The organism is Arthrobacter mobilis (assembly GCF_012395835.1).
Lineage (GTDB): Bacteria > Actinomycetota > Actinomycetes > Actinomycetales > Micrococcaceae > Crystallibacter > Crystallibacter mobilis.
This window is the reverse complement of record NZ_JAAZSQ010000005.1, coordinates 119713-133367: the sequence shown is the minus strand read 5'-3', so window position 1 is coordinate 133367 and position 13655 is coordinate 119713. Positions and strand designations below refer to the sequence as shown.

The window sequence follows — 13655 nt, the reverse complement described above, 5'->3', positions numbered from 1 at the left end:
ACGTGCTCCGGGCCGGGACAGGCGGCGGTCCCGGGTTTCCGGGGCCGCCGGGATTTGCCAGGCTGCGGGCAGCTCGCAGGATGCTTTTTTATCTCTCCCTTAAGTCATCCGCCACGCGGTTCAGGTCCTGGACCCAGCCGGTTGAGCGGTCAGCTGTGGCAACGGCGGCCTCAAAGTTGTGAAGCGCCTGCGCTATGTTGTCCAGGGCCATCGCGATATTGGCTTTCACCGCAACGTAGCCTTCATTCGACCGGGGATCGGCGGATGCCGCCAAGAGCAGCTCTGCTCCGGCCTTGATGATCAGTGACGCCTCGGACTCGTTCATGCCCATGCCCCTGCCTGGTTGGTTGACGTTGCGGAAATGTGGGCCTTGAGCCTGGCTACCTGCCGGTCCCGCCAAGAAGTGCCGTCCGGACGCCGGTGGCGTACGCAGCGGAAATGGCAGGCGCCACGTCCTGGAAAACGGTGCGCCCGCCGGGTAGGACCATGTAGGCCAGGAACTCCTCATCGAAGGTGACAATGCCCGAGTCCACGGCCTCCAGCTTGGCCCGGATCAGCAGCGACAACTTGTGCCAGGACCGGCGGGAAGTGTCCTCATTGGACTTTGCGCCCGGGCCCGTCCCCCCGTGCTGCTGCGGACCACCCGCCGAACCGGGGAGGGCCAGGACCAGACGGTACCGGCGGTTACCGGCGGTGAAGGCGATGGCCGCCCTGCCGCCGTCCCCTCCGGAGCGGAACTCGGTGGCCCCGTATTTGGTGAGCATGTCCTGGATTTCGGCACGGGATGCGGCACAGGTGATGGAAGCACCCCGGACGTAATTAGTCGCCATACCTCAGGGTACGCCGCCCTGCCTCCCCGCTTTGCGTACCGGCTGAACTACGACGGCCGCGCAAGGTCTTGTCCCGCTTTTCCTCCCCGCGGTGTTGGCCACAACCAGCGCTCCCCCGAAGGCCCGCACGCCGCCAGCCCGCCAGGAAGCATTCATCACGCGACCGCAACTCCCACAAAGTTCCGGAGTGGCAGAGTCACATAGATCCGGACTTCCAGCTGGCCGCGCTACTCCACGGAGCCTGCTGTGCCCGGCCGGCTGGCGTCGACCGGGAAGGTCATGAACGCCGGCGTCTCGTACGGGTGCGCGGACAGTGCGGCCTCGACGACGGCGTCGCGCCGCGAGCGCGGATAAACCGCCTCGATCCGGGTTTCCGCCACTTCCTCGGGAGTGCCGACGGCGCCGATGGCGGGCGCCGCGCCGGGCAGCGGGGTGAAGCGGCCGGTGCCTTCGAGGCTGAAGGAGCAGTGCGAGTAATTGCCCAGCCGGCCCGCCCCGGCGTCGCCGATGGCCTGGCGGACAGCGGGTGCTGCTTCGGTGGGGACGTAGATGACCAGGCAGTCCATGGGCTCCATGGCAGACAGTCTGCCATGGAGCATCATGAAGCATCGGTGACGGCGGGGCCAAAGGCGGACGATGCCCGCTCCATATGGAACAGGCCGCCGGCTACGCGTACGGGTCAGTGATCTGCCGCAGCCGCAGCAGCGCCGCGCGCAGCTGTTCCGTCTCGTCCGCGCCCAGGTGCTCGCGCCACTCGCGCTCGATTGCGGCCTCGACGCCGGCGGCGACGGCGACCGCCTCCCGGCCGCGCGCGGTGATCCGGACCAGCCGGGCCCGGGCGTCCCGCGGGTCCGGCACCCGCTCCACGTAGCCCTGCTTCTCGAGCTGGTCCACCAGGAACCCGGCGTTCTGCTTGGTGGTGGAGGCGGCCTCGGCCAGCTCCACCAGGCGGGAGCCTTCGTCGTTGATGCGCTGGAAGATGTGCGCCTGCGCGGCGGTCACCGGGTAGCCGGCCCGGTTCAGGGCGGCAATGATGCGCTGCTCCATGTGCCGGTACGGGATGAACAGCAACACACCCAGGTTCGGATCGGCCATCGGCGAATACCCCCTTGCCCCGCAGGCTGGACCGGCGGAAAATAGTCAATGCATTTGACTACTATAGAGGAGGCGGGAGCGGTGGACGACGAGGCACTGTGGGCGGTCATCGAATCCGAGCGGCTCAGCCTGGCCGACCTGCTCGCACGGCTGAGCCCGGAACAGTGGGAGGCGCAGTCGCTGTGCAGCGCGTGGCGGGTGCGCGACGTCGCGGCCCACGTGGCCATGGCCCCGCATACCCCGGGCATCGGCAGTGTGCTCGTAGGAGTCCTGCGCGCCCGCGGCGACCTCTGGGCCTACGGGCGGGACCTGGCCATCGACTACGCCCGGCGGCCCACCGGCGAAATCGTCGGTCAGTTGCGCCGGGACGCGGCCAGCCGCGGCATTCCGCCGCTGACCAACGTGGCGAACTTGCACATGGACATCCTGGTGCACGGGCAGGACATCGCCGTACCGCTGGGAATCGATCGGCCGATGCCGCCGGCCGCCGCCGAGGCGGCCTTCCACCGGGTGTGGGACATGGGCTGGCCCTTCCGCGCACGCAGGCGCTTGGCCGGGCTGCGGCTGGTGGCCACGGACGCGGACGTCGCAGTCGGCACCGGCCGCGAAGTGCACGGCACCCTTGCCACCCTCCTGCTGCTGATGACCGGGCGCACCGCCGCCGCCCTCCCCCGCCTCTCCGGGACCGGCGTCGCGGACCTGCAGGCGCGGGCGTAGCGCGGCACAGGAACAGGAGCGTCCGATTCCCTTCGCCGGGAGAAACGGTTTCCCGCCGTAGCCGCGTCCCGGTCACGCGCGTAGAGTCTGAAGTGGCCTGGCGTACATGACCAGGTGAATCGACGACTGAAGGAGATCACCATGGGCCTTAGCAACATCCTCAGGAATGCCGCTGAACGATTCACGGGCAGGACCACCGGCACCACCGGAGGCCGGACGGGAACCGGCGGGCTGAACACTGCCGGCGGGAGCGGGACCGGCAGGCTTGGGTACGGAGGCATCGGCGGGAGAATCCGCAACATCCTCAGGAGGCGGTAAGCCCAGCGGCCTGCGGGATTCATCGGCCAATCCCAGGACCGGGATGACGATGATGCCCACGGCTCGTTCGCAGGCGACCCACACTCCGGGCGCGCTGATCGGCGGCACGCACGTGCCGCCGTCGTCCTCCTGCTGTTGGGGCCGGCCGTCAGTGCAGGTCGAGCCGCATCAGGACGCGGGGGAACCCGTTCACCACTGAGTCGGTGTCGGCCGCTTTGGTAAATCCAGCCCGTTCGAAGAGTCTCCGGGTGCCCACGTACGCCATGGTGGGATCGACCTTCCGGCCATGGTTGTCGACCGGGTATCCCTCGATGGCGGGAGCCCCATACCGACGCGCGAATTTGACGGCGCCTGCCAGCAGATGGTGCGAGATGCCCTTGCCGCGGTGCCCCGGGCGCACCCGGATGCACCACACCGACCAAACGTCGGCGTCGTCCACCTTCGGAATCTTGCGGTTGCGCGCGAAGCTCGTGTCGGCGCGCGGGTGCACGGCTGCCCAGCCGACCACCTCGCCACCGTCGTAGGCGAGCACCCCCGGCGGCGGGTCCTCCCGGCACAATTGCCGCACACGCTCCCCGCGGTCCGGCCCCCGCAACTCGACGTTCTCCTTAGACGAAAGGCGGTAGCTAAGGCACCAGCACACGTTTGCATCGGGGTGCTTCGGCCCCAGCATCGTCTTCACGTCGTCGAATTCGGTAGCTGCACGTACCTCGAGCGCCATGAGCCCACACTGGCACCAACGGCCGGTCCCCGCAATGCCCAGGTGGTCATCGAGGCCGCCCTGTCGACGGCCTCGCCCCGGGACCTGGTATTCCTCAGGGCGATGTCCGCCAGCGACGGACCATCCACCTCCGGTGGGATCGGCAAGCGCATGGGCTCCAGACCCAGCGCGGCCAGCAACTACCGCAGCCGGCTCATCGACGCCGGGCTCATCGAGCCGGCCGGGTACGGCAGGTCGACTTCGCCATGCCCGGACTGCGCGAATATCTGCACAGCCGGGACTGACCGATCCCCGGCAGAATTAATGCCGTCCTACCTCCGGAACGAGTGGCGGTCAGCCTTCCAATATGCGGCGCAGTTCCGCCAAGCCTGCCGCGGCCGCGTTGCGTACGTGGTCATTACACGCCCGGGCTGCCTCGTCAGGATCCCTGTTAACTGCCGCCGCAGCCGTAATGCGCGTCAGTTCGGCGACGGTGTGCGCGCCGCGGTCGGGCGAGGCCAGGGAGTACATTCTCAGCATCTGGATGCGGGCGTTCACGATTTTCAGCATGCGCTGGATTTCGGCATTGCCGGACCCTGCGAGGAGGACTTCATAGAAGCGGTCTTTGACTGCAAGGTTCCTGTTCGGATCACCGTCGGCAACCGCTGCCTTCACCTCGTTGAGCGCGGAAAGCAGCTCAGTACATTGCGCATCCGTGGCTCGTTCGGCAAAGAGGGCGCCCGCCTTCGACTCCAGAGCCTGGCGGGCTTCATAGAGGTCTTCGGCCTGCTTCATCGACAGGGTGGCCACTTCCGGACCCCGGTTGGGGACGATGCTGATCAGCCCTTCCGTTTCCAGCTGCCTCAGCGCTTCCCTGATGACGGTCCTGCTGACGTCGAACTTGTCGCAGAGCGTCGATTCAACAAGCCGCTCCCCGGGACTGAACTCAGAGGTTACGATGGCACGGCGGAGCGCTTCCGTCACTTCCTGGCGCAGCGGCGCAGCCATCCTCTTCACCGGCGTCGCATCCATGGTGCCTCCTCTGTTGCCAGCGCGATGTTACAGCTTGTGGCCGCAGTGCAGAGCCTGCCGCTGACGGCCCAACAAAGATATTAGCGTATTACGCCCGAAGTGGCCCTTACTCCTGCCACGGCCCGCACATCAGCTTTATTCATGGCACTCATAGACAACATCTTGTTGACGTACATCACACTGGCACCTAGGGTCATTGTTACCGTAATACAGTCTTACGCCGCAGGGCGTATACCGGGAGGTAGTCCTTTGTCTCGTCAGGAAACGGACATGCACCACCAGAAATTGGGCCAGGCAACATTTGCCGTCGGCGTCGGCAATTTCATGGAGTGGTATGACTTTGCCGTCTACGGCTTCTTTGCCGTGATCATCGGCCAACTGTTCTTCGCCGGCGATTCGCCGGCGGTCGGCATCCTGTCCGCGCTGGCAGTGTTCGCCGTCGGCTTCTTCATGCGCCCCCTGGGCGGGCTCATCCTCGGCCCGATCGGTGACAGGTACGGCCGCCGGGCCGCGCTGTCCATTTCGGTGCTCGCCATGGGCCTGGCCACCACCATCATCGGCATCCTGCCCACCTATGAGACGATCGGCATTGCCGCCCCGCTGCTGCTGGTCCTGATGCGCTGCGTCCAGGGCCTGTCTGCCGGCGGTGAGTGGACCGGCTCGGCAGCCTTCCTCATTGAAGGGGCTCCCAAGCGCCGCCGCGCGCTCTTCGGCAGCGTCATCTCGGCAACTGCTGCGCTGGCCAGCATGGCCGGCAGCGGCTTCGCCCTGTGGCTGAGCACCATCATGACCGAGCAGCAGATCTTGGATTACGGCTGGCGCATCCCGTTCCTGGCCGCCCTGCCGCTGGCCGCCATCGGGCTCTACGTCCGGATGAAGCTCGACGACACCCCCGTCTTCAACCAGCTCCAGGCCACGCACCACGTCGATGCCGCCCCGCTGAAGCACGGCGCCAAGAAGAACCTCAAGCCGATTCTGCTCAGCATCGCCTTCGCTGCCGTGCAGGGCCTGGGCTACTACTACCTGGCCACGTACGTGGTGAACTACCTGCAGGTCACCCTCGAGCTCGACCGCGCCAATGCCCTGCTGCTCAGCGGCATCGGACTGTTCATCTACATGTGCCTGTGCCCGGTTGCCGGCCTGCTCTCGGACCGGTTCGGCCGCCGCAAGCTGAACATCATCGGCACCATCGGCTACGTCGTCCTGCCCATCCCGGTGTTCATGATCATGGCCACCGGAAACCCCGCCCTGATCATCCTCGGGCTGATCCTGCTGGGCATGGCCCAGTGCCTGGTCAGCGTGACCACCGTGGTGATGCTGGTGGAGCTCTTCCCGGCCAGCACCCGCGCCACCAGCAGCGCCATCGGGTTCAACATCGCCCTGGCCTTCATTGCCGGCCCGGGACCGTACGCGGGTGCGTTCCTGGCGGCGTCGACCGGCAGCGCGGTTGCCCCGGCGTTCTACCAGGTGTTCGTTGCCGCCCTGGCGCTGATCGTGCTCGCCAAGTGGCTGCCGGAGTCCAGCAAGCAGAACATCTACAGCGACAGCATGGACTGGCACGCCAAGAATTCCGAGCCTGTCCCTTCCGGGAAGTAGCCGGGAGACGCCCGGAGCGGCCCGCGCCAGCGAGGAGAACAATGAGCGATAAGTACCAGGTCAGTATCGTCAAGTTCGGCACCCGGTCCACCACCAAGTCGGACGTGTACCTGAACTACCACATCTACGACTACCCGGATGACCCGGTCGACATGGACTATTTCTTCTGGGTCATCCGCAATCCCGAGCGGACGGTGGTGGTCGACACCGGGTTCTCGCAGCAGGGCGGGCAGGTGCGCAACCGCACCTTCCTGATCGAGCCGGCCAAGGCATTCGCGACCCTGGGGGTCCGCGCCGAGGACAATCCGGACGTGGTCGTCACGCACGCGCACTATGACCACATTGGCAACCTGGACCTCTTTCCCGATTCCAACGTCTTCATCAGCCAGGCCGAATTCGACTTCTGGACCAGCAGGATGGCCGAGCGGAAACAGTTCGCCCACTCCACCGAGGTTCCGGAGATCGAGTACCTGAAAGAGGTCCACGGCCAGGGGCACATCCACACCTTCACCGGCAGGATGTCCCTGGCCCCGGGCATTGAACTGATCGAGGTCGGCGGCCATACCCCGGGCCAGCTGATCGTCGTGGTCGATACGGACGAAGGAAAGGCCATCCTGGCTTCGGACGCCGTCCACTACTACGAAGAGTACGAGAAGGACCTCCCGTTCCTTTTCGTCAGCGACCTGCCGGGCATGTACCAGGGATTCGACCTGATCCGCCGCCTGCTCAGCGATGGCGCAAGCCACCTGGTGCCGGGCCATGATCCGGATACCCTGAACCGCTTCAAGCGGCAGGACGACGGCGAGCTGGCGGGCCTGGTTGCGACCATCGGCTCCCTGGCAGACGACTAAGGAAAGGAAATCAGTGACTGACGGTAGATTCACCGGCAAAACCGCCATCGTGACAGGAGCCGGAAATGGCCTGGGCAAGGCCTCGGCCGAGCGGCTGTCCTCCGAGGGCGCCTCGGTGGTCGTAGTCGACATCGACGGGACGGCAGCTGAAGCCGTAGCTGCCGCGCTTCCCGGGCCGGCGCTGGCGGTGCAGGCTGACGTCAGCGACGAGGAACACGTTGCCCGGTACATGGACCGGGCGGTGGCAGAGTTCGGCCGGGTGGACCTGTACCACCTGAATGCAGGAATTTTCGGCACCTTCGCCACGCTTCCGGACATTTCCCGGGCAGACTTCGAGCGGGTCATGAACGTCAACGTGACCGGCCAGTTCCTCGGACTGCGGGCAGCCTTCCGCCAGTTCCATGCGCAGGAATCAGGGGGGAACATCGCCCTGACTGCCTCCATCGCCAGCCTCACCGGCAGCGCAGATCTGCTGCCGTACGTCACCAGCAAGCACGCGGTGGTCGGGCTGGTCCATGCCGCCGCCATGTACGGAGGCCCGCTGGGCATCCGGGTCAACGGGCTGGCTCCGGGGATCGTCCCCACCGATCTGTTCGCCGCCGCGGCGACCACCCCCGGCGGGGCCAACGACATGGAACAGCGGGCCAGCACCACTCCGCTGCGCAGGGCCGGGCGCGCCGAGGAAATCGCCGCCAGCGTCGCCTTCCTGCTCAGCAATGATTCCTCCTACATCACCGGCCAGGTCCTGCCGGCTGACGGCGGAGCCAGCATCGTCAACACCGTCCGGCCCTCCGGCGGCGCCGGCGCCTGGGACACCGCATCCGTCGACCGCGCACTGTACGGCAAGGACTTCCCCGCAGAGAAGGCAGGAATTTCACATGAGTGAACAACAGGTCGGCTTTATCGGTCTGGGGAACATGGGCGGGCGGATGGCCCGGTGCCTGGTGGATGCCGGCTGGCCGGTGCTCGGGTTCGACACCCGCGCCGAAAGCATCGAGGCGGCCGGCGCCGCCCCGGCCGCCTCGGTGGCCGAGGTGGTGGATGCCTGCGATACCGTCCTGCTGTCCCTGCCCGAAAGCAAAATCGTCGAGGCAGTGGTGCTCGGTGAGGACGGCATCCTGGCCCATGCCCGGGAAGGCCAGGTCCTGGTGGACCTGTCCACCTCCGCCCCGGCCTCGACCATCCGGCTGCACTCGCTGCTGCAGGAAAAGGGCATGACCCTGATCGACGCCGGCATCTCCGGCGGCGCGGCCGCGGCGGAGAAGGGCGCGCTGACGCTGATGACCGGCGGGGACCCGGCGGCGCTGGAACAGGTGCGCCCGGTCCTGGATGCCTTCGCCGAGCACATCTTCCACTGCGGCCAGGTCGGTGCCGGGCACACCGCGAAGCTGCTGAACAACTTCCTGAACGCCATTTCCCTCTCCGCCACGGCCGAGGTCATGGTCGCCGGGCGCAAGGCGGGCCTGGACCTGGAGGTGCTGCTGGAGGTGCTCAACAACAGCTCCGGCGTCAACTTCGCCACCTTGAACCGGTTCCCCAAGATCATCCACGGCGACTACCTCAAGGGTGGGCTGACCAACTCGCTGATGATGAAGGACGTGCTGGCCTACGTGGACCTGGCCGCCTCACTCGGCGTGGCCAGCCCGAACTCCTCCGCCCCGCTGGCCTCCTTCGGGCTGGCCCAGCAGCTGGGCTATTCGGACGAAATCAGCAACACGGTGGTGGACGCCATCGGCGACATCTCCGGCGGGGTCCGGCTTTACGACGGCGCCGCAGACACAGCCGCATACAGAGCAGGAAGGGAACAGGCATGAAACTCATCCACGGCACCGACCAGGCCGGCACCGCCGGCAAGACCGGCTCGCAGTTCACCGGCACGGTCAACAACTACCTGACCCTGCCCGCCACCGACGGGGTGACCATCAATACCGTCAACTTCTCCCCCGGTGCCAGGACCTACTGGCACCGGCACGAGCGCGGCCAGATCCTGCAGGTCCTGGCCGGCGAAGGCCTGGTCTGCACCGAGGCCGACGGCGTGCGCGTGCTGCACGCCGGGGACACCGTCTGGTGCCCGCCGGGCGAGCGGCACTGGCACGGGGCCGCCCCCGGGGCCTTCATGACCCACACCGCCATCTCCCTGGGCACCACCGAGTGGGCCGAGGAAGTCAGCGACGAACAGTACGGCACCGCCCCCGCGCAGGAAGGCCAAAACCAGTGACCAGCGACAAGACTCACCGCCAGAGCTATGAGGAAGGGCTCACCGCCCGCCGGGAGGTGCTCGGCCACGCCCACGTGGACAAGTCCCTGAGCCAGGTCAGCGAGTTCGCCCGCCCGGTGCAGGAACTGGTCACCGAATACTGCTGGGGCGAAGTCTGGACCCGCCCGGGCCTGCCCCGGGCCACCCGCAGCATGCTGAACCTGGCCATGCTCACCGCCCTGAACCGCGGCCACGAGCTCGGCGTGCACGTCCGCGGCGCCCTGACCAACGGGGTCACGGAAGAGGAAATCCAGGAAGTGCTGCTGCAGACCGCCATCTACGTCGGCGTGCCGGCTGCGCTCGAATCGTTCCGCATTGCCGAGCAGGTCATCAAGGAGTTCAAGGGCAATGAGTAACCCAGCTCCCGGCGCACCACTGCCGTCCGTCGGGTTCATCGGCCTGGGCAACATGGGCTTGCCCATGTCCGCCCGGCTGGCCGCCGCCGGCTACCCGGTCACCGGGTTCGACCTGGACCCCGGTGCGCGGGCCAGGCTGACCGATGCCGGCGGGACCGCCGTCGAAAGCGCCGCCGACGCCGCCCGCGGCGCCGCCGTCGTGATCCTGATGCTGCCCAGCTCCGCCGTCGTCGAATCCGTCCTGGCGGACCCGGCGATGAAAGAGGCCCTGGCTCCCGGCACCATCGTGGTGGACATGAGTTCCTCCGAACCCATGCGGACCGCGCAGCTGGCCGGACAGCTGAAGGCGCAGGGCCTGAACATGATCGATGCCCCGGTCTCCGGCGGGGTCAAGGGCGCCGAGAACGGGACCCTGACCATCATGGCCGGCGGCCCGGACGAGGAGTTCGAGCAGGTGCGTCCGCTGCTGGAAGTGCTCGGGAAGCCACGGCATATCAGCAGCGTCGTCGGTGCCGGCCATGCCCTGAAGGCCCTGAACAACCTCATGTCCGCGGCCCATCTGTGGGTCACTTCCGAGGCCATGCTGATTGGCGAAGCCTTCGGGCTCGACGCCACGGCCATGCTCGAGGCGGTCAACGGATCCAGCGGCCGGAGCGGCTCCACCGAGAACAAGTGGCCGAACTTCATCGTCCCCGGCACCTACGATTCCGGCTTCGGACTGCGCCTGATGCTCAAGGACATGAAAATCGCCACCGGGCTGGCCGCGGAAATGGGCGTGCCCAGCCTGCTCAGCGAAGCCGCGGTGGAACGCTGGCAGCAGGCGGCCGAGGACCTGCCGCCGACGGCGGACCACACCGAAATCGCCCGGTGGCTCAGGGAAAAGCAGCCGTCCCGGCCCGCAGAACTTTAAACAGACCTTGAAGAGGGGACAAGAACATGGAACTGACAGCCAGCCAGCAGGAAATCAAGGATGAATTCATCCGGGCGCGCGGCACGTGGAATGACACGTGGGAAAGCATGCTGAAACTGAACCCGGAGTTTCTGCGGCAGTATGGCCGGTTCTCCTCCGTGGCGCTGAAGAAGCGCCACCTGGAACCCAAGGTGCAGGAATTCATCTTCATCGCCATCGACGCCAATGCCACCCACATGTTCGGGCCGGGCATCCGGCCGCACGTGCGGAAGGCCCTCGAATACGGCGCCACCCCCCGCGAGCTGATGGAGGTCATGGAGCTAATCAGCACCCTCGGCATCCATGCCATGAACATCGGCATCCCTGTCCTGGCCGAAGTGCTCGAAGAAGAAGGCCTCAGGAACGGACCGGCCGAGCTCAACGAGCACCAGCAGCGGCTGAAGGCCGAGTTCACTGCCAACCGGGGATACTGGCACTCCTTCTGGGACGAAATCCTGGAAATGGATCCGGAGATGTTCGAGGCCTACACCGACTTCTCGTCGGTGTCCTGGAAGACGGGCGTCCTGGAGCCGAAGATCAAGGAGATGATCTACATCGCCTTCGACGTCGCAGCCACGCACCTGTACGTCCCCGGCCTCAAGCTCCACATCCGCAACGCCCTCGGCTACGGGGCCACCAAGGAGGAGATCATCGAGGTCATGGAGATCGCCAGCACGCTCGGCATCCACGGTGCCATGCTCGGCGCCCCCATCATCGCCGAGGAAATCGAGGCGTTCGCCCGGCAGGGCTCATCACTCTGACGGCACGGCGGCGGGATCTGTTCGGCAGGTCCCGCCCCTGCCTGCCACAGCCGGCGCAATGCTGGCGGCCGGCGCGACGGAGCCGAGATCCAATTCCACAAAGACAGGAACAACATGATTGCCGAAACTTCCGACGCCCCCGGGACCTCGTCTATTGTCTCCGGGGCCGCACCGGATACGTCTTCGGCAGCTCCCTCGGTGCATGTGCGCGCCTTCGTGACCTGGCTGGCGATTTTCCCGATCGTAGCGGTTGGCATGAGCATCATGTCCGTCTTCGCCGAAGGCTGGCATCCGGTACTGCGTTCGCTCGTGCTCACGGCGGTCGTCGTCCCCCTGGCGGTGTACCTGGTGGTGCCCAACCTGCTCAAGCTCTACACCCGCTGGACCAAGTCCCGGTCGAGCTGAATGCGCTCAGCCCCGCCGGCTGCTTCGCCGGCGCCCGCAGCTTGCCCAGGTTCACGCCGTGGTCGTCGCCGCGCTTTCGTTCACTTCACGCATCTTCGGACCTCGTGTGCCGGATTCAGCCCACGGCTACCAGGACCCTTGGGAAGATGCCGCCAGCCTTACGGCACGAGGTCAGCGGCCCGGTGGCTGCGGCGGGACCTGGTCGTCCCCGATGTTCTGCATGCCGGCCGGTTCGCCCCGTCCGGTGCCGGTCTTCCGGGTGATCAGCCAGGTAATGAACCACAGCACCACGCCGATGGCCATCAGGCCCCCGGCCACCTGGTACTGGATCGGGTTCCGGCCCACCCACGGGCCGGCGAGGAAGGCACACAGCAGGGCCGCCACCAGCGGCAGCGGCCCCGGCGAGGTGAAGAATACCTCGCGGTTGGGATCCCGCTTGCGCCGAAGCACCAGGCACGCCACGTTCACTACCGTGAACACGCACAGCAGCAGGAACGCCGTCGTGCCGGAAAGGTTGGCGACGATGTTGCTGTCCGGGTCGCTGCTGACGTACCAGATCAGCCCCAGCGCCAGCAGCGTGGAGAACACGATGCCGGCCCACGGGGTGCGGCGTCCCGGCAGCACCTTTCCGAGCGGCCGCGGCAGGACGTGTGCGCGGGCCATGCCGTAGAGCAGGCGGCTGGCCATCAGCATGTTGATCAGTGCGGTGTTGGCCACCGCGAAGACGGCGAGGAACGGGAAGACCGTGTCGATCGGGAAGTCGGGCGAACCCTTGTGCACCACCTCCAGGAGCGCGGCCCCTTCGGCCTCCCTGACCTGCTCCAGTTCGGTGGGCGAGAGCACGCTGACTACGGAAACGGCCACCAGCATGTACAGGATCACCGCGACGCCGAGGCCGGTCAGCATGGTGCGCGGGAAGATCCGCTCGGGGTTCCTGGTCTCCTCGACCATGTTTACCGAGTCCTCGAAGCCGACCATCGCAAAGAAGGCGATGGAGGTGGCCGCGGTGACCGCCAGGAACAATCCCTTGTCCTGGTAATCGTTGAAGACAAAGATCTCGCCTGCATTCCCGGTCCCCTGGGCCATCACGAAGAAGCCGACGCCGATCACGATGCACAGGGCGATCATCTCGACCAGGGTGAGCACCACGTTGAACTTCACGCTCTCCCCCACCCCGCGCAGGTTGATCGCCGCCAGCAGCAGCATGAAGCCCAGCGCAACCGCGGTGATCACGCCCCGTCCGGGCATGTCCATCCAGCCGTTGATCTCCAGGCCGCCAAAGAAGTTCTGGGCAAGGACGTTGGCGGAGGTCGAGGCGCTGGTGATGCCGGAGCAGACGACGGCGAACGCGACGAGGAAGGTGACGAAGTGGATCCCGAACGCCTTGTGCGTGTAGAGGGCCGCACCCGCTGCCTGAGGGTACCGGGTGACCAGCTCAAGGTAGGAGAAGGCGGTCAGGGTCGCGACGACGAAGGCGAGCAGGAAGGGCAGCCAGACGATGCCGCCAACCGTGCCGGCCATTGTCCCGGTGACGGCGTAGACGCCGGCGCCGAGGATGTCACCGACGATGAAGAGGAGCAGGAGCTTCGGTCCCAGGACCCGCTTGAGCGTGGGTTCGTCGCCTTCGGGAGTTGCGTCGAAGACTTTGTCGGACGTGGTGCTCATGGTCGACCTCCACAGCGGGTACACGGCGCCCCGGGAACCGCGCCGGACTCCCGACGGCGATGTGATCACTTCACCTTCGCCCTCCCCGGTCACTTTGGCAACCAATGCGCAGAACCGCGCAGC

The 13655-nt window shown here is 66.6% G+C and carries 17 protein-coding genes and 1 pseudogene; 11 read left to right on the top strand and 7 right to left on the bottom strand.

Annotation, left to right across the window (positions count from 1 at the left end):
* Window positions 1-88: 88 nt before the first annotated feature.
* From HGG74_RS07700 to HGG74_RS07685, 4 genes are all read right to left on the bottom strand, one after another.
* Window positions 89-325, bottom strand: coding sequence for a hypothetical protein (locus HGG74_RS07700; protein ID WP_246262734.1), 237 nt, complete (start codon window positions 323-325; stop codon window positions 89-91).
* Between the two features lie 55 nt (window positions 326-380).
* Window positions 381-830, bottom strand: a complete 450-nt coding sequence (locus HGG74_RS07695) for a hypothetical protein (protein WP_168485765.1) — start codon at window positions 828-830, stop codon at window positions 381-383.
* 227 nt (window positions 831-1057) lie between these two features.
* Window positions 1058-1405, bottom strand: a complete 348-nt coding sequence (locus HGG74_RS07690; RefSeq protein WP_376766124.1) for a YqfO family protein — start codon at window positions 1403-1405, stop codon at window positions 1058-1060.
* A 91-nt stretch (window positions 1406-1496) separates the two neighbouring features.
* Window positions 1497-1925 (bottom strand): MarR family winged helix-turn-helix transcriptional regulator, encoded by a 429-nt coding sequence (locus HGG74_RS07685; RefSeq protein ID WP_168485764.1) that lies wholly within the window; start codon window positions 1923-1925, stop codon window positions 1497-1499.
* Between the two features lie 54 nt (window positions 1926-1979).
* Here HGG74_RS07685 and HGG74_RS07680 point away from each other — a divergent pair, with 54 nt between their 5' ends.
* Window positions 1980-2642: a maleylpyruvate isomerase family mycothiol-dependent enzyme gene (locus tag HGG74_RS07680; protein WP_246262733.1), complete on the top strand. Its 663-nt coding sequence runs from the start codon at window positions 1980-1982 to the stop codon at window positions 2640-2642.
* A 466-nt stretch (window positions 2643-3108) separates the two neighbouring features.
* Here HGG74_RS07680 and HGG74_RS07675 read toward each other — a convergent pair whose 3' ends face one another.
* The gene (locus HGG74_RS07675) at window positions 3109-3681 is read right to left on the bottom strand and encodes a GNAT family N-acetyltransferase (RefSeq protein WP_168485763.1); all 573 of its coding nucleotides are present in this window, start codon (window positions 3679-3681) and stop codon (window positions 3109-3111) included.
* Window positions 3682-3783: 102 nt separating this feature from the next.
* Between HGG74_RS07675 and HGG74_RS22305 the strand changes: the two are divergent.
* Window positions 3784-3855 (top strand): annotated as a pseudogene (locus HGG74_RS22305) (hypothetical protein); the annotation flags it as partial.
* Window positions 3856-4014: 159 nt separating this feature from the next.
* On the opposite strand, the gene HGG74_RS07670 reads toward HGG74_RS22305, so the two are convergent.
* On the bottom strand, window positions 4015-4692 hold the full coding sequence (locus HGG74_RS07670) for a GntR family transcriptional regulator (RefSeq protein WP_168485762.1): 678 nt from the start codon (window positions 4690-4692) through the stop codon (window positions 4015-4017).
* Between the two features lie 270 nt (window positions 4693-4962).
* Here HGG74_RS07670 and HGG74_RS07665 point away from each other — a divergent pair, with 270 nt between their 5' ends.
* The 9 genes from HGG74_RS07665 to HGG74_RS07625 all read left to right on the top strand — a co-directional run bounded on the left by HGG74_RS07665 (window position 4963) and on the right by HGG74_RS07625 (window position 11867).
* Window positions 4963-6288 carry an MFS transporter gene (locus HGG74_RS07665; RefSeq protein WP_168485761.1) on the top strand — a complete coding sequence of 442 codons (1326 nt, stop codon included), beginning with the start codon at window positions 4963-4965 and terminating at the stop codon, window positions 6286-6288.
* A gap of 41 nt (window positions 6289-6329) precedes the next feature.
* The gene (locus HGG74_RS07660) at window positions 6330-7139 is read left to right on the top strand and encodes an N-acyl homoserine lactonase family protein (protein ID WP_168485760.1); all 810 of its coding nucleotides are present in this window, start codon (window positions 6330-6332) and stop codon (window positions 7137-7139) included.
* 13 nt (window positions 7140-7152) lie between these two features.
* Entirely contained in the window at window positions 7153-8025 is an 873-nt protein-coding gene (locus HGG74_RS07655; protein WP_168485759.1) for an SDR family NAD(P)-dependent oxidoreductase, read from the top strand.
* Window positions 8018-8953 carry an NAD(P)-dependent oxidoreductase gene (locus tag HGG74_RS07650; RefSeq protein WP_168485758.1) on the top strand — a complete coding sequence of 312 codons (936 nt, stop codon included), beginning with the start codon at window positions 8018-8020 and terminating at the stop codon, window positions 8951-8953. The genes HGG74_RS07655 and HGG74_RS07650 overlap by 8 nt, the downstream gene beginning before the upstream one ends.
* Complete coding sequence (locus HGG74_RS07645) at window positions 8950-9357, top strand: cupin domain-containing protein (RefSeq protein WP_168485757.1); 408 nt, start codon at window positions 8950-8952, stop codon at window positions 9355-9357. Before HGG74_RS07650 ends, HGG74_RS07645 begins: the two co-directional genes overlap by 4 nt.
* The gene (locus HGG74_RS21495) at window positions 9354-9752 is read left to right on the top strand and encodes a carboxymuconolactone decarboxylase family protein (RefSeq protein WP_168485756.1); all 399 of its coding nucleotides are present in this window, start codon (window positions 9354-9356) and stop codon (window positions 9750-9752) included. Before HGG74_RS07645 ends, HGG74_RS21495 begins: the two co-directional genes overlap by 4 nt.
* Complete coding sequence (locus HGG74_RS07635; RefSeq protein ID WP_168485755.1) at window positions 9745-10662, top strand: NAD(P)-dependent oxidoreductase; 918 nt, start codon at window positions 9745-9747, stop codon at window positions 10660-10662. Before HGG74_RS21495 ends, HGG74_RS07635 begins: the two co-directional genes overlap by 8 nt.
* A gap of 26 nt (window positions 10663-10688) precedes the next feature.
* Window positions 10689-11462, top strand: a complete 774-nt coding sequence (locus tag HGG74_RS07630; RefSeq protein WP_168485754.1) for a carboxymuconolactone decarboxylase family protein — start codon at window positions 10689-10691, stop codon at window positions 11460-11462.
* 114 nt (window positions 11463-11576) lie between these two features.
* The gene (locus HGG74_RS07625) at window positions 11577-11867 is read left to right on the top strand and encodes a putative antibiotic biosynthesis monooxygenase (protein ID WP_205761593.1); all 291 of its coding nucleotides are present in this window, start codon (window positions 11577-11579) and stop codon (window positions 11865-11867) included.
* Window positions 11868-12038: 171 nt separating this feature from the next.
* On the opposite strand, the gene HGG74_RS07620 is transcribed toward HGG74_RS07625, so the two are convergent.
* Window positions 12039-13532: an APC family permease gene (locus tag HGG74_RS07620; RefSeq protein ID WP_168485753.1), complete on the bottom strand. Its 1494-nt coding sequence runs from the start codon at window positions 13530-13532 to the stop codon at window positions 12039-12041.
* Window positions 13533-13655 lie beyond the last annotated feature (123 nt).